At 70.2% G+C, this 16,002-nt stretch carries 10 protein-coding genes; 3 read left to right on the top strand and 7 right to left on the bottom strand.

The features are described 5' to 3' along the window. Nucleotides 1-119 precede the first annotated feature (119 nt). From AC3WRV_RS02555 to katG, 3 genes are all read right to left on the bottom strand, one after another. A complete protein-coding gene (locus AC3WRV_RS02555) occupies nt 120-2,963 on the bottom strand; it encodes a M16 family metallopeptidase (protein WP_492312029.1) in 2,844 nt (947 codons plus the stop codon). Between the two features lie 89 nt (nt 2,964-3,052). Further along, nucleotides 3,053-3,940: a hydrogen peroxide-inducible genes activator gene (locus AC3WRV_RS02550; protein WP_492312713.1), complete on the bottom strand. Its 888-nt coding sequence runs from the start codon at nt 3,938-3,940 to the stop codon at nt 3,053-3,055. Nucleotides 3,941-4,037: 97 nt separating this feature from the next. Further along, nucleotides 4,038-6,275, bottom strand: a complete 2,238-nt coding sequence (gene katG / locus AC3WRV_RS02545) for a catalase/peroxidase HPI (RefSeq protein ID WP_291835772.1) — start codon at nt 6,273-6,275, stop codon at nt 4,038-4,040. A 209-nt stretch (nt 6,276-6,484) separates the two neighbouring features. On the opposite strand from katG, the gene AC3WRV_RS02540 reads away from it, so the two are divergent. After that, the gene (locus AC3WRV_RS02540; protein WP_492312028.1) at nt 6,485-9,580 is read left to right on the top strand and encodes a DUF2339 domain-containing protein; all 3,096 of its coding nucleotides are present in this window, start codon (nt 6,485-6,487) and stop codon (nt 9,578-9,580) included. Here AC3WRV_RS02540 and AC3WRV_RS02535 read toward each other — a convergent pair. Next, nucleotides 9,577-10,374, bottom strand: coding sequence for an EcsC family protein (locus tag AC3WRV_RS02535; protein WP_492312027.1), 798 nt, complete (start codon nt 10,372-10,374; stop codon nt 9,577-9,579). The two genes, AC3WRV_RS02540 and AC3WRV_RS02535, sit on opposite strands and share 4 nt — an antisense overlap. 131 nt (nt 10,375-10,505) lie before the next feature. Here AC3WRV_RS02535 and mdh point away from each other — a divergent pair, with 131 nt between their 5' ends. Beyond that, nucleotides 10,506-11,468 (top strand): malate dehydrogenase, encoded by a 963-nt coding sequence (gene mdh / locus AC3WRV_RS02530; RefSeq protein ID WP_291835762.1) that lies wholly within the window; start codon nt 10,506-10,508, stop codon nt 11,466-11,468. Between the two features lie 166 nt (nt 11,469-11,634). Here mdh and groL read toward each other — a convergent pair whose 3' ends face one another. The 3 genes from groL to AC3WRV_RS02515 form a co-directional block, all read right to left on the bottom strand. Continuing rightward, nucleotides 11,635-13,284: a chaperonin GroEL gene (groL, locus tag AC3WRV_RS02525; protein WP_492312026.1), complete on the bottom strand. Its 1,650-nt coding sequence runs from the start codon at nt 13,282-13,284 to the stop codon at nt 11,635-11,637. A gap of 51 nt (nt 13,285-13,335) precedes the next feature. Further along, complete coding sequence (gene groES / locus AC3WRV_RS02520; protein ID WP_492312025.1) at nt 13,336-13,623, bottom strand: co-chaperone GroES; 288 nt, start codon at nt 13,621-13,623, stop codon at nt 13,336-13,338. Nucleotides 13,624-13,763: 140 nt separating this feature from the next. Continuing rightward, nucleotides 13,764-15,221: a tetratricopeptide repeat protein gene (locus tag AC3WRV_RS02515; RefSeq protein WP_492312024.1), complete on the bottom strand. Its 1,458-nt coding sequence runs from the start codon at nt 15,219-15,221 to the stop codon at nt 13,764-13,766. A 158-nt stretch (nt 15,222-15,379) separates the two neighbouring features. Here AC3WRV_RS02515 and AC3WRV_RS02510 point away from each other — a divergent pair, with 158 nt between their 5' ends. Continuing rightward, a complete protein-coding gene (locus tag AC3WRV_RS02510; protein ID WP_291836990.1) occupies nt 15,380-15,817 on the top strand; it encodes a YMGG-like glycine zipper-containing protein in 438 nt (145 codons plus the stop codon). The last annotated feature ends 185 nt before the right edge of the window (nt 15,818-16,002 follow it).

The following is a 16,002-nucleotide window of genomic DNA, read 5'->3' as shown; positions in this document are numbered from 1 at the left end:
CTTCATGGGGAGGGTGGACCGCGCAGCGGGACGGGTGGGGAGCGGCCGTAAGGTCCCCCACCCTGTCGTCGCTGACGCGCCGACATCCCTCCCCATGAAGGGGAGGGAGATCCATATCCCTACTTCAGCGCCGCCGTATCGAGGTCGAGGTCGGTCAGCGGGATGACCTCGACGTTCGGGTGTTTGGCGCGCAGGGCCTCGAGGAATTTCGAGGCGTCGCCGACGATCACCAGGCTGGCGTTCGAGGCGGGCAGATGCTCGGCGAAGGCGGCCTGCACCTGATCGGGCGTGATCGCCTCGACCCGCCCGACATAGGCGGCAAGGTCGCTCATCGGCAGGTCGTAGAGGGCCAGGCCGGCCACCAGACCGCCCAGGCCGTCGACGGTCTCCAGCGAACTGCCGAATCCGCCCGACAGGATGGCCTGGCGCGTGGTCATCTCGCTGTCGGTCGGACGGCTGTTCGACAGGCGGGCGATCTCGGCCAGGATCAGGTCGGACACCTCGACCGCGGCGTCGTTGCGGGTCTGGGCCGAGGCGACGAAGGCGCCCTGGTCCTGACGGACGCCCATGTTCGAGCGCGTGCCGTAGCTGAGGCCGCGCTTGATGCGGATTTCCTGGTTGAGGCGCGAGGTGAAGCTGCCGCCCAGCAGGGTGTTGCCCAGCGTCAGCGGGAAGTAGTCGCCGTCGCTGCGGGCGATGCTGCGCATGGCGACATAGACCGCCGCCTGACCGGCGCCCGGCTGGTCGATGACCACGACGCGCGGAGTGGTGACCGCGCCGGCCGGATGGGCGCGGGGGGCGGGCGCGGGGCCGGTGGCGCGCCAGTCGCCGAAGGCCTGCTCCGCCAGGGCGCGGGCCTGGGCCACGGTGATGTCGCCCGAGAAGATCAGGCGGGCGGTCTCCGGCCGGTAGCGGCTGGCGTGGAAGGCGACCACGTCCTCGCGGGTCAGGCCCGGAAGGCTGTCGGGCGTGCCGCCCGAAGGCGATCCATAGGGCGCGTCGCCGTAAACGAGACGGCCGGCGGCCATGGCGGCGACCGGACCGGGCGAGCTCAGCTGAACGCGCAGGCCGTCCAGCGACTGATCGCGCTGACGTTCGACCTCCTCGGCGGCGAAGTCCGGACGGCGCACCAGATCGGCCATGAGGCCCAGCACGCGCGGGAAGACGTCGGACGGCGCATTGGCCGAAACGTTGGAAAAGTCCGGGCCGGACGAGGCGCCGACCTGGGCCCCCAGCTGTTCGATCTCGGCGGCGATCTCCGGCGCGGAACGGCCGGCGGCGCCCTGGGTCAGCAGACCCGCGGTCAGCACCGACAGACCGGACTTGGCGCCGTCGTCCGCCGACCCGACGGCGAGGCCCAGACGGGCCGAGATCAGCGGCATGCCCGGCTTGTGGGCGACATAGACCTCCAGGCCGTTGGCGAGGGTGAAGGTCTCGACCGCCGGAGTGGCCAGATCCACCGCCGGACCGGCGGCCGGGATCGCGACGCGCTGGGCCTCGGGCAGCAGTTCGAAGATGCGGCCGACCGGAGCCAGGTCGGCGACCTTGACCGGGGCTTCCACATCGACCGACTGGGCCGTGGCCGGGTGCTGGTCGTCGGCGTTCAGGTAGCGGATGGCGATGCTGCGCTGATCCGTCAGATAGCGGCGGGCGACGCGCTGGATGTCGGCGGCGGTCACCGCCTGCAGGGCCGCGACCTCGCGGTCGGCGGCGGCCGCGTCGCCGGTATTGATCAGCGACCAGCCCAGCGCGCTGGCGCGGTCCTCAACCGTCTCGCGGTCGCGCAGGGCGCCGGCGACGAGTTCGTTCTTGGCCTCGGTCAGCTCGGCCTCGGTGACCGGGGCGTCGCGCAGGCGGGCGGCTTCGGCGCGCAGCGAGGCCAGACCGGCCTCAGGCGTCTCGCCCTCGGCCATGATGGCGTAGGTGACGACGGCGCCGGCCTGCTGGCTGGCGTCGAGGCTCGAGCTGGCCTGGGTGGCGATCTTCTGGTCGTAGATCAGGGCCTGGTACAGGCGCGAGCTCTCGCCGGTCGACAGGATGCCGTCCAGCACCGTCAGGGCGGCGCGGTCCGGATCGTCGTAGCGCACCGCCGGCCAGGCCAGCACCACGGCGGGCAGGGGCACGTTGGGTGCATAGAAGGTGGTCTCGCGCGGAGCCGTCGGCTCCGGCTCGCGCACATTATTGACCGGCAGCGGGCGCGACGGATTGGTCAGCGGGCCGAAATACTGATCGATCCAGCCGTCCAACTGGGCCTGGTCGAAATTGCCCGCCACGATCAGATAGGCGTTGTCCGGGCGGTAGTAGGTAGCGTGGAAGCGGCGCACGTCCTCGATGGTGGCGGCGTCGAGGTTCTCGATCGAGCCGATGGTCGAGCGGCGGTAGGGGTGGTCCTGATAGATGGTCGCCGGAACGAACAGGCTGAACAGGCGGCCGTAGGGGCTGGCCAGGACACCCTGGCGGTATTCCTCCTTCACCACGTCGCGCTCGCTGGCGAAGACCGATTCATTGACCACCAGCGAACCCAGGCGGTCGGCCTCGGCGAAGATCAGGCGCTGCAGGTGGTTGGCCGGAACGGTTTCGTGGTAGGCGGTCACGTCGTCGGAAGTGAAGGCGTTGTTGTTGCCGCCCACGTCCTCGGTCAGGCGGTCAAAGGTCTCGTCCGGGAAGTTCTGCGTCGCCTTGAACATCAGGTGTTCGAACAGGTGGGCGAAGCCCGACCGGTCCTGGGGGTCGTCCTTGGAGCCGACCTTGTACCAGACCTGCACCGTCACGTTGGAGGTCGAGGTGTCCCGCGCCGTATAGATTTTCAGGCCGTTCGGCAGGGTGCGCTCCTGGAAGCCCAGCGGCGGCACCACCACCGAACCGGCGGTCGGGGCGGCGGTCTGCGCGAAGGCCGGCGCGGCGGCGGGCAGGCCGAGCAGCAGGGCCGAGGCGGCGACGGTGAGGATCAGGCGGGTCTTCATATAGGACAACTCCGGACGCCCGGACGACGGGCGGGGCGACCCTATCAGGGCCGATCCGGGGCGCACCTTACAGAGTGGTAATGAAGCCCTCAGTCGAGGGTCAGGGCCTCGGCCAGCAGCTTCGCCTCCGCCGCGCGGCTGGAGCCGGTGCGCCAGGCGACCACGATCTCGCGGCGGGGCGCCTTGGCGGCGATGGGCCGTACCACCACGCCGGGCATGTCGGCCAGACCGGCGCGCACCGCCATCTCGGGCAGGAAGCTGACGCCCAGGCCCGACGAGACCATCTGGACCAGGGTGTGCAGGCTGGTGGCGGCGAAGACGTCGTCGCCCTTCGGCGCCTCGATGTCGAAGGCGGCCAGCGCCTGATCGCGCAGGCAGTGGCCGTCCTCCAGCAGGATCAGGTCCTCGGCCTTCAGCGAGCCCGGGGCGATCGGGCCGGGCCCCGCCAGCGCATGGCCCACCGGGGCGGCGGCCAGGATCTCGTCGTCGCCGATGCGCGCGTGGTCGATGCCCGCGGCGCTGTAAGGCAGGGCGATCACCGCGGCGTCCAGGTGGCCGCTCTTCAGCGCCGCGACCAGGCGCGGCGTCAGGTCCTCGCGGATGAACAGGCGCAGGGCCGGATAGTCCCGCTTGATGTCCGGCAGGCGGGCGGGCAGCAGGAAGGGGGCGACGGTCGGGATGACGCCCAGCCGGAACCGGCCCGACAGGGGCTTGCCCGCGTTGCGCGCGGCCTCGACCAGGTCCTCGGTGCGGGCCAGCACATCCTCGGCGCGGCGCACGGCCTCGGCGCCGACGGCGGTCAGCTGGACATTGCCCCGGGTGCGCTCGACGACAGGCGCGCCGAGGATCCGCTCCAGCTCCTGCACGCCCGCGGACAGGGCGGGCTGGCTGACATGCGCGGCTTCGGCGGCGCGGCTGAAGGAGGCGTGCTCGGCGAGAAGGCGCAGATACTGAAGCTGGCGCAGGGTGGGAAGCATGCGAGCGACATAGGCGTTCGCTATAGGGAAAGCCATGGCGATCCACGCCTCCTATGAGGCCGCCCTTCGCGACCGAGGCCGCGAAGGGCGAACAGGCTCAGACGGCGGCGGCGCCGAACTCCTCGCCGAGGGTGACGTCGTACCGGTCGGCGTTCATGACCTTGGTCCAGGCGGCCACGAAATCCTTCACGAACTTCGGACCGGCGTCGGCCGACGCGTAGACCTCCGACAGGGCCCGCAACTGCGAGTTGGAGCCGAAGACCAGGTCGGTGCGGGTCGCGGTCCAGCGTTCCTCGCCGCTGATCCGGTCCGTGCCGACGAAGGTCTCATCCGCATGACCATCGACCTGTTTCCAGCCGGTCTTCATATCCAGCAGGTTGACGAAGAAGTCGTTGGTCAGCTGGCCCGGCCGGTCGGTGAAGACGCCATGCTTCGATCCGCCGTGGTTGGCGCCCAGCACCCGCAGGCCGCCGACCAGGACGGTCATCTCCGGCGCCGTCAGACCCAGAAGCTGGGCCCGATCAACCAGCAGCTCCTCGGTCGGAACGTTGAAGCGCACCTGCAGATAGTTGCGGAAACCGTCGGCGCGCGGTTCCAGAACCGCGAAGCCCTCGACATCGGTCTGTTCCTGCGAGGCGTCGGTGCGGCCGGGGGTGAAGGGGACCATGATGTCGTGGCCGGCCGCCTTCGCGGCCTGCTCGACGCCGACGGAGCCGCCCAGCACGATCAGGTCGGCGATGGAGGCGTTGGTCCCGGCCTTGATGTCTTCATAGACCTTGAGAACCTTGGCCAGTTTCGCCGGTTCATTGACGTCCCAGTCCTTCTGCGGGGCCAGGCGCAGACGCCCGCCGTTGGCGCCGCCGCGATGGTCCGAGCCGCGATAGGTCACAGCCGAGGCCCAGGCGGTCGAGACCAGCTCGGCCACGGACAGGCCCGAGGCCGCGATCTTCGCCTTCAGGGCGGCGATATCGGCGGCGCCGAGGGCCGGGCCGGACGGCGCGGGAATCGGATCCTGCCAGATCAGGTCCTCGGCGGGGACCTCCGGACCGAGGTAGCGGACCTTGGGGCCCATGTCGCGGTGGCACAGCTTGAACCAGGCGCGGGCGAAGGTGTCGCCGAAATAGGCCGGATCGGCGCGGAACCGCTCCATGATCTTGCGGTATTCCGGGTCGATCTTGAACGCCATGTCGGCGGTGGTCATCATCGTCGGCACGCGCTTGCCCGGCGTGTGGGCGGCGGGGGCCAGGGTCTCCGGCGGATTGCCGACCGGCTGCCACTGCTTGGCGCCCGCCGGGCTGCGGACCAGCTCGTAGTCATGGTCCAGCAGCATGTCGAAGAAGCTCATGTCCCAGGTGATCGGGGTCGGGGTCCACGCGCCCTCGATGCCCGAGGTAATGGCGTGGTCGCCCACGCCGCTCTCGTGGCCCGAGATCCAGCCGAGGCCCTGCTGCGCGATGTCGGCGCCTTCGGGGCTGACCCCGACCTTCGAGGCGTCGCCGGCGCCGTGGGCCTTGCCGAAGGTGTGACCCCCGGCGGTCAGGGCGGCCGTCTCCTCATCGTTCATGCCCATGCGGGCGAAGGTCTCGCGGATGTCGCGGGCCGAGGCGAGGGCTTCCGGCACGCCGCCCGGACCTTCGGGATTGACGTAGATGAGGCCCATCTGGATCGCCGCCAGCGGCTCTTCCAGCGCCATCTGCTTGTCCGGCTGGATGCGGGTCTCGTTGCCTTCCTCGCCGACCCACTGCTCCTCGGTGCCCCAGTAGACGTCCTTCTCGGGCTCCCAGACATCGGCGCGCCCGCCGCCGAAGCCGAACACCGGCCCGCCCATGCTCTCGATGGCCACATTGCCGGCCAGGATCATCAGGTCGGCCCACGACAGGCTGGCCCCGTACTTCTGCTTGATCGGCCACAGCAGGCGGCGCGCCTTGTCCAGGTTGCCGTTGTCCGGCCAGGAATTGAGCGGGGCGAAGCGCTGCTGGCCCGCGCCGGCGCCGCCGCGGCCGTCCCCGGTGCGATAGGTCCCGGCCGAGTGCCAGGCCATGCGGATGAAGAAGGGCCCGTAATGGCCGTAGTCCGCCGGCCACCACGGCTGGCTGTCGGTCATCAGGGCCGTCAGGTCCCGTTTGACCGCGGCGTAGTCCAGCGTCTTGAAGGCTTCGGCGTAGTTGAAGTCGTCGCCCATCGGGTCGCCCGACTTGCCCTGCTGATGCAGGATGTCCATCGACAGGTGGTTGGGCCACCAGTCGCGGTTGGTGCGTCCCACAAGGCTGCGGAGCGCCGCGGGCTCCTTCTTCGGATCGTTGAGGGGCGAGGGGCCGCCGGCGTTGCCGTCCATGATGTCTTCTCCCTGATTGCGGGAGGAGCCTATGCCCGTACTGTGGACAGGGAAAATCAATAAACTTTGTCGTTGGGAACAGTACAGGTTATGGACCGCCCCTCCGACAACCGGCTGGTTGCAGCAGGTAACGCTTCCTGCACAACTGTCTGGCGATAGCCGGATGAGCCTGTCCCAGAGACAGGCCTGTGTCTCGGGGGCGCGTCACCATGCTGCATTGGCTTCTGACCCTGGTGCTGGCCGGGTTCGTCTTTGTGCAGGCCAGGGCGCTGCAGAAGCTGGAACGCCGGCTGGACATGGTGCTGCGCGCGCTGGAGGCGGCCCAGCGCCGGCCCGCCCCGACGGCGCCGAAACCCGAGGTCGCCCGGGCGGCCCCCGAACCGGCCACGCCGAAGCCCGCGCCCGCCGTCGCCGAAAGTCTCCCCGTCGCGCGCGCCAGCGCTCCCATCACACCGCAGCCCGCCCCTATTTCGCCCGCCCGGCGAACGCCCGCCGACGACTGGAGCGTCTCGGATGACGCGCCGACCTCGCGGTCCGAGCGCCGGTCGGACTGGCGCGCCGAGCCGCGTCCGACGCCGATTCCGGAGCCGCGCCGGTCGTCCCCCGATCTGACCTGGGCCGCGCTGTCGACCTGGTTGGCCGAGAACGGCCTGGCCTGGCTGGGCGGCGGCGGGCTGGCCCTGGGCGGCCTTCTGCTTGTGGTCTACGCCGCTCAGCAGGGCGTCTTCGGCCCGCCGCTGCGCATCGCCGCCGCCGTCGTGCTCGGCGGATTGATGATCGCCGCCAGCGAATGGATCCTGCGCCAGAAGCGTGCGCCCGGCGGGCGGCACCTGCTGGCCGCCGCCGTCGCGGCCGGAGCCGGGGCGGTCACCCTGTATGGTGCGGTCTGCGCGGCCTACACCCTGTACGGCCTGATCCCCTTCCCGGTCGCGGCGATGCTGACGGCGGCCATATCGGTCGGCCTGCTCGGCCTGTCCCTGCGCCATGGCGAACCCCTGGCTCTGTTGGCGCTGTTCGGGGCGGTGATCACGCCGTGGGTGACCGGCATGGACGCCTGGTCCCCGACGGTGCTGTACGCCTACGCCCTGCTGATCGGCGTCACCGGCTTCGTGCTCAGCGCCACGCGGCTGTGGGGCCGGGCCGGTTTCATCACCGTGGCCGGCCTGCTGCTGTGGAGCCTCGCGCCGAAATTCGGGGGCGGCTCAGGCCTGCTGATTCTCGCCGCGGCCGGACCCGTCTTCGCCGTCCTGTGGCGCCGCCGCCAGGGGCTCGAAGACCGGCCGGGCCAGCCCCTCGCGACCTTCCGGGCGCAGCCGGCCGTCGCCCTGATCCTGGCCAGCCTGGTCTCGGCGCATCTGTGGCTGCTGTCTCCGACCGGAGCCGCCGACGTTCCGGAAGCGGTGCTGGTCGCCGGCGTCCTCGTCGCGCTCGGCGCGGCCGTCGTGGCGCTGGGCATGGCCATGCCCATGATCTTCGCGGTCCCCGTCGGCATGGCGGTGCTGGCCTCGCTGCTGACCCTGGCGTCCCTCGCCTACGATCCCGCCCAGCTCACGCCCCTGGTCTGGATCCATGGGCTGACCGCCGTCATCGCCGTCGTCACTCTGATCGGGGCGCTCCGTTCGCCCCCCGCCGCGCGCACCCCCATGCTGGCGGTCGGCGGTATCGGCCTGGCCCTGCTCGCCAGCCTGTCCTGGCCCCTGCTCGATCAGATCGGCGCCCGCCTGCCCTGGCTCCCCGCCGCCCTGCTGAGCGGCGCGATGTTCGCCTCGGCCGCCGTGATCGCCCGGCGGGTCGAACAGGCCGAGAGCGACAGGGGGCTGACCTTCTGGCTCGCCGCCGCCGCCGAGCTGGCCTTCCTGTCGATCCATGCGGCGGTCCCGACGCATCTGGAGCCGCTGGCCCTCGCCGCGGCCGCCCTGCTCCTCGCCGTCGCCGCCGGCCGCCTCCCCTGGCGGGGCCTGGCCCAGGCCAGCGTGGTCGGCGGCCTGCTGACCCTGGCCATGCTGTTCCGCTTCGGCTTCATCGGCGCGGCGCTGGACGGGCGGCTGGCCCTGCCGGTCGCGATGGGCGTCTCCATCGGCGCCGCGGCCCTTCTGTTCCTCGGCGCCCGGCTGATGTCCGGTCCGGACGGAGCGCGGCGCAACGAGGTCGAGGCTCAGGTCACCGCCTCCCTGATGGTGCTGCTGACCGGCCTGTTCATCGGCCTGCATGTCCTGCTGGCCGGCGTGAAGGGCGACGTGTCGGGCGGTCTGTTCGAAGGCGCCCTGCGCACGCTTCTGCTGCTGGCCGCCGGGGTCCTGCTGGTCACCCGTCAGCGGCCTGACGACGGCCCCATCGCCCGCTGGCGCACGGTCATCGTGGTCGAGGTCGGCGCTCTGCACGGAATGCTGATGCAAGGGCTGGTCTGGAACCCGTGGTGGGGGGGCGGCGCGGCGCCGGTCGGCCTGCCGGTGGTCAACACCCTGATCGTCGCCTTCCTGGCCCCCGCGGCCCTGCTGGCCGTCAGTGCATGGCGCCGGCGTCCGGCCGACGTCTGGACCCGGGTCTGGGCGGCGGCGGCCGTGCTGTTCGCCTTCCTCTGGGCCCTGCTGGTCCTGCGTCATCTGTTCCATGGCGACGCCATGAATTGGGCCGGGATCGGCCGCGCCGAGAGCGCCGCCTACGCCGTCCTGCTGTTGCTGACCGGCCAGGCTCTGACGCTCCGGACCCGAAGCGAATGGACCGGGACCATCGCCCGGTCGCTGAACTGGATCGCGCTGGGCGTGTCGGTGCTGGTGTTCGGCCTCTATGCCAGCCCGTGGTGGGGCCCGCTGGACGCCCCGCTGGCCTCCGTGCCCCATGCCCTGCTGCTGTTCGCCCTCTACGCCGCGGGCGCCGCGCTGATCTTCGGCCTGCGCAAGGGGCCGGGCGCCCAGGGCAAGGCCGCGATGGCGGCGACGGTCGGCGTTCTGTTCGTCCTGATGACCCTGCTGATCCGCTGGGTCTTCCATGGCGTGGATATGGGCGACGCGTCGGAAGGCGGCGGGCTGGAGACCTGGACCTTCTCGACCCTGTGGGCGGTGTTCGGTCTGGCGGCCCTGAGCCTGGGCACGCTGCGCAAGGACGCGACCCTGCGCTGGGCGGGCCTGCTGGTGCTGCTGGTCACGGCAGTGAAGGTGCTGTTCTTCGATCTCAGCCAGTTGCAGGGCATCGTCCGCGCCGCCTCCTTCCTGGTGGTCGGAGCCCTGTTCCTGGCCGGGGCGCTGGCCGCTCGGCGGCTGAACACCCGGCCGAAGACCGACGATGCGCCCGCTGGAGAAACCTAGACGGCGTCCTCGGTCTCGCCGAACCACCGCATCCGGCAGGCCATGACGGCAGTCTCGCCCAGACGCTCGACCAGCCGCCAGTTGACCACCGCCCCGATCGGCGCGCCGACCAGGGGGATCAGCTGCGCCATCTTGGCCAGATCGATGTAGTCGCGGTACTCGATCTGGAAGGTCCGCCAGTCGTATTCGGTGAGGATCTCCGGCTGGTCGACGCCGGCGATCCACTTCTCCAGGTCCGCCAGGGCCTCGGGCCGCCGCCGCGCGCTGGCGAAGGCCAGGTGGAAGATGTGCAGCACGAACAGCCGCTCGCGCACAGAGCCGCCGCCCCAGCCATAGGCCGCGACCACGTCGCCCAGCATCCTCACCTTGATGGCCATCAGAGCCGGAAAGTCCGCCGCCGCCAGCACGAAGCCGCCGGCCCCGGCCACCCCGCCCTCGACGCTGGCGGTGTTGCGGTAGGCGCGGATCGCCGCCCGGGCCCGCTGCTCCCGCGCCGCCAGAGAGCCTTCCGCCGTGCGCCGCGGCTGGATCAGGTCCGAGCCGAACAGGATGCCCTTGGTCATCGCCTCGACGCCCGAGGTGATGATGGCGTGGACGCGCTCGGGGATGATGCGGTTGATCCGGTCCTGCGTCCCTCGCGTCGCCTTGTCCCACAGGCCGGGCCGCTTCAGCACCTTGTCCCGCCAGACCTGCATCTCGGCCCGGATCGCCCGCTCGTCCGTGATCGCGACGAGACCCGTCGGCACCTCATCGGGGGCGACGAATTCGGGCAGGGTCTCGGGGGGATGGGTCATGGTCGGGAAAACCTCACGCGGCGTCACGGTTGCAGGCGAAAGCGCGCGGGTCTAGACCGCCGCCAACCTTCCCTCCCCACCCTGACCCGGCCTCAGGTAGCGCAAAGCGCGGTAGGCCAACGGAGAATGATATGGCTCGCGCGAAGATCGCCCTCATCGGCGCCGGTATGATCGGCGGCACCCTGGCCCACGTGGCCGCGCGTGAAGCGCTGGGCGACATCATCCTGTTCGACATCGCCGAAGGCACCCCGCAAGGCAAGGCGCTGGATATCGCCGAGGCCTCCGCCGTGTTCGGCCAGGACGTGGCCCTGAAGGGCGCCAACGACTACGCCGACATCGCCGGCGCCGATATCTGCATCGTCACCGCCGGCGTGCCGCGCAAGCCGGGCATGAGCCGCGACGACCTGATCGGCATCAACCTGAAGGTCATGAAGGCCGTGGGTGAAGGCATCAAGGCCCACGCGCCGAACGCCTTCGTCATCTGCATCACCAACCCGCTCGACGCCATGGTGTGGGCCCTGCAGAAATTCTCGGGCCTGCCCAAGGAAAAGGTCGTCGGCATGGCCGGCGTGCTCGACTCGGCCCGCTTCGCCTACTTCCTGGCCGAAAAGACCGGCGTCTCGGTGCAGGACATTCACGCCTGGACCCTGGGCGGTCACGGCGACGACATGGTCCCGATGGTCCGTCACTCGACGGTCGGCGGCCTGCCGCTGCCGGACGCCGTCGCCGCCGGCTTCCTGACCCAGGCCGAACTGGACGCCATCGTCGAGCGCACCCGCAAGGGCGGCGGCGAGATCGTGGCCCTGCTGAAGACCGGCTCGGCCTTCTACGCCCCGGCTGAATCGGCCATCGCCATGGCCCGCTCCTACCTGCTGGACCAGAAGCGCGTCCTGCCCTGCGCCGTCTGGCTGTCGGGCGAATACGGCCTGTCGGACCTCTACGTCGGCGTGCCGGCCCTGATCGGCGCCGGCGGCGTCGAGAAGGTCATCGAGTTCACCACCAACGCCGACGAAAAGGCGATGTTCGCCAAGTCGGTCGAGTCGGTGCAGGGCCTGATCCAGGCGTGCAAGGACATCGAGCCCTCGCTGGCTTGATCTGACAACGTCCCGGTCGCCCGCTTGCGGGCGCCGGCCACCCATAAGAAAGGGCGCCCCGGTTTCCCGGGGCGCCCTCTTTTGTTTCAGCTGAAGCGCTGAACGATACGGACCCCGCTTTCGCCGGGACGTCACGAGACGGGCGTCGCCGCCCGCCTCGATCCGGTTAGAAGTCCATGTCGCCCATACCGCCCATGCCGCCCATGCCGCCCGGAGCGGCGCCGGCCGAGGCCTTCTTCGGCGCGTCGGCGACAGCGGCTTCCGTCGTGATCAGGATGCCGGCCACGGAGGCGGCGTCCTGCAGGGCGGTGCGGACCACCTTGGCGGGGTCGATGACGCCCATCTTGACCAGGTCGCCGTACTCTTCGGTCTGGGCGTTGAAGCCGAACGACTTGTCGGCGTTCTCCAGCACCTTGCCGACCACGATCGAGCCTTCGACGCCCGCGTTTTCCGAGATCTGACGGATCGGGGCCTGGATGGCGCGGCGGATGATGGCGATGCCGGCGGTCTGGTCGGCGTTGTCGCCGGTCAGGCCTTCCAGCGCCTTGGTCGCCTTCAGCAGCGCGATGCCGCCGCCCGGGACGATGCCTTCTTCAACGGCCGCGCGGGTCGCGTTCAGGGCGTCGTCGACGCGGTCCTTCTTCTCTTTCACTTCGACTTCGGTCGAGCCGCCGACGCGGATGACAGCAACGCCGCCGGCCAGCTTGGCCAGACGTTCCTGCAGCTTTTCCTTGTCGTAGTCCGAGGTCGTGGCTTCGATCTGGGCCTTGATCTGGCCGATGCGGGCCTCGATCGCGTCCTTCTCACCGACGCCGTCGACGATGGTGGTGTCGTCCTTGGTGATGGTGATCTTCTTGGACTTGCCGAGCATGTCGAGGGTGACGTTCTCGAGCTTGATGCCCAGGTCTTCCGAGATCACCTGACCGCCGGTCAGGACGGCGATGTCTTCCAGCATGGCCTTGCGGCGGTCGCCGAAGCCCGGAGCCTTGACGGCGGCGACGCGCAGGCCGCCCCGCAGCTTGTTGACGACCAGGGTGGCCAGGGCCTCGCCCTCGATGTCCTCGGCGATGATCACCAGCGGACGGCCCGATTGCACGACGGCTTCCAGGATCGGCAGCATGGCCTGCAGCGAGGACAGCTTCTTCTCGTGGAGCAGGATGAGCGGCTCCTCGAGTTGAACCTCCATCTTGTCGGCGTTGGTGATGAAGTAGGGCGACAGGTAGCCGCGGTCGAACTGCATGCCTTCGACGACGTCCAGCTCGGTTTCAGCCGTCTTGGCTTCCTCGACGGTGATGACGCCTTCGTTGCCGACTTTTTCCATCGCCTTGGCGATCATCTCGCCGACTTCGGAGTCGCCGTTGGCCGAGATGGTGCCGACCTGGGCGATCTCGGAGTTGTTCGAGACCTTCTTGGCCGAGGCCTTGATGTCGGCCAGGACGACCGTGACGGCCTTGTCGATGCCGCGCTTCAGATCCATCGGGTTCATGCCGGCGGCGACGGACTTGAGGCCTTCCTGCACGATCGATTGCGCCAGGACGGTCGCGGTGGTGGTGCCGTCGCCCGCCTTGTCGTTCGTCTTCGAAGCGACTTCGCGGATCATCTGGGCGCCCATGTTCTCAAAGGCGTCTTCCAGCTCGATCTCTTTGGCGACCGACACGCCGTCCTTGGTCGAGCGCGGGGCGCCGAAGGACTTCTGGATCACGACGTTGCGGCCCTTGGGACCCAGGGTCACCTTCACCGCATTGGCGAGGATGTTGACGCCGCGCAGCATCTTTTCGCGGGCGTCGGTAGAGAACTGAACTTGTTTGGCAGCCATCAGGCAGCTCCTAATTCTATGATTTTGGGGAGGAAAGTCAGACGCGGGTGCTTAGGACAGCACGCCCAGGACGTCCGATTCCTTCATGATGATCAGGTCTTCGCCGTCGATCTTGATCTCGGTGCCCGACCACTTGCCGAACAGGATGCGGTCGCCGGCCTTCAGTTCCAGCGCATTGACCTTGCCGCTGTCATCGCGGGCGCCCGGGCCGACGGAGACGACTTCGCCTTCCTGCGGCTTTTCCTTGGCGGTGTCGGGGATGATGATCCCGCCCTTGGTCTTGGATTCTTCTTCAACGCGCTTCACGAGCACGCGGTCGCCGAGCGGACGAAACGCCATCTGATGTATCTCCCTTGAGAAGTTCGATGCGCGACCCGGGCGACCGTCGATTTTGGCAGCCGACAGCCCCGAGTGCTAACGCGAGCGGGAGGTAGGGCGGGCGGCCCACAGCGTCAAGCAGGACCGCTGATTTAAGAGGATCAATCGGTCGCGGCGGCCAGGGTCCAGGCGGCCTCGACCTGCCGCGCGAACAGGGGACGGGCCCCGCGCACGCGGGTGCGCCAGTCGCGGCCGCGGGCCTGCTGGCCCAGCAGGTCGCCCAGCCCTCCGCGGACCAGCACCAGGGCTTCGTCCGAGCGCGCCCGGTGGATCAGGAAGCCCGCATACTGCTCTGTCCCGGCCAGGGCCGTGGCGTGGGCGGGCGGCAGGCGGGCGCCGGCGATGGTCCGGGCGCGGCGATACAGCGCCTCCGCCTCCTCGCCCCGGCCCAGCCGGTCCAGCACGGCGGCGTAGCCGGTCAGGGTGTCCAGCAGGTCGGGGCTGTCGGCGCCGACGCCGGCCTCGAAGATCGCCAGCCCCTGCCGGAACGGCTCCTCGGCCTCGGTCCAGCGCCCCTGGTCGGACAGGGCGTAGCCGATGTTGGCGCGGGCGTTGCCGGTGAAGGGATGGTCCGGCCCGACGATCTCCAGGGCCAGCGCCAGCGCCCGGCGGAACGGCGCCTCGGCCCGCGCCCCGTCGCCGGCGACATGCAGGAACCAGCCGTAGTTGGTCAGGCACTGGGCCAGCAGAACCGGATCATTGGCCCCCTCGGCGATGGTGACGGCGCGCACATACAGCGGCTCGGCCTGATGCGCGCGCCCGGTGCGGCGCAGGGAGTTGCCCAGGTTCGACAGCACGATGGCGACATGGAAGTCGTCGGGACCGTACAGCACCTCATACATGCCCAGCACCTGCCGATAGAGGGGATCGGCCTCGGCGTGGCGGCCCTGGGCGGTCAGGGCGTTGGCGACCAGGTTCAGGCTGTCGGCGGTCTTCTCGTGCACCTCGCCCAGCTGGGCCCGGCGGATGGCCAGACTTTCGCGCGCGGCGGCCTCGGCCTCCTCGTTGCGGCCCACGGCGTCCAAGGTCCGGGCCCGGTCGTAGATCAGGGTCGCCCGCTCCAGCGGATCGGAGGCCTCGTCCATCAGGGACAGGGCCCGCTCGAGGTCGGCCAGGGCCCCGGGATAGTCGCCGACCTCCAGCTTCAGACGCGCCTGCACCGCCAGCGGGTGGACCAGCGCCTTCGCGGCCGGGCCCAGCCGCGTCTCCACCACCTCGACCGCGGCCTTCAGCGCCGCCCCGGCGCCGGGGACGTCATCGGCGCCGTAGCGTTCGATACCCAGGGCCACCAGGGCCTCGGCGGCCGCCTGCGGGTCGCTCTCGCGGACGAGGATGGCGCGCACCGGGTCGATTTCGGTCTCGGCCGAGATGCGCACATCGGCCGGTGGCGGCGGGGGCGGCGGAGGGGGTGGCGGCGGGGGTGGCGGCGGGGGCGGAACCGGCGCGGGCCGGGTCGGGCGGGGAGGCGGCTCCTGAGGCGGGGCGGTCTGGGCGAGGGCCTGCGTCGCCGCCAGCGCCAGCGCCGCCCCCAGAATCCCGATCCCGATCAGCCGCCGCACCCGCGCCTCCCCCTCAGACCCGCACAGGGCCGCATTACGGCGTTGTATGCAAGGTGAACCGTATCTGAACGCCTCCCCCCGAACCCGTTCAGACGGCCACGCTCATAAGGGTCTCCACAACCGGCGGACAGCGCCGAACCGTTTGAAGGGACACGACCATGAAGATGCTTTCGAAGATCGCTTTCGCCTCGCCGGCCCTGGTCGGCGCCCTGGCCCTGATGGCCGCCGCCCCCGCCGAGGCCCAGAGCCGCCATCGCGACCGTGACGACAACACCGGCCGTAACGCCATCGTCGGCGCCGTCGTCGGCGGCCTGGCCGGCGCCCTGATCGGCAACGGCGACGGCACCTATATCGCCGGCGGCGCGCTTGCCGGCGCGGCGGTCGGCGCCGCCTCCAGCAGCAACCGCGACGACTGCGGCTACTACCGCGGCGGCCAGTGCTACCGGAACCAGGGCCACTGGGAACGCGAACACGGCATCAACAGCCGCGACCCGCGCTGGGAGCAACGCCAGGACTATCGCGACTACCGTCGTGATCGCCGCGACGACCGCTATGACCGTCGCGACCGCGACTACCGCTACGATCGCCGCTGGTAGTCAGACACCTCTTCGTCCGGCCGCGTAAGTAGGCCGGACGTGGGCGAGGAAGGCGGCCCCTCTGCAACGGGGGCCGCCTTTTTCTTTGCACCCTCTCCCGATGGGAGAGGGCTTGAGCGCACGATGGCGCAGCCGTCGTCCCTGCGCGAAAGGATGAGGGTCGATCCTTGGCGGTCGGCGTAAGC

This window comes from Brevundimonas sp. EU05-FHT14B11, from assembly GCF_058790835.1.
The sequence above is the reverse complement of the archived record's forward strand: the minus strand, read 5'-3'. Positions and strand labels throughout refer to the sequence as shown.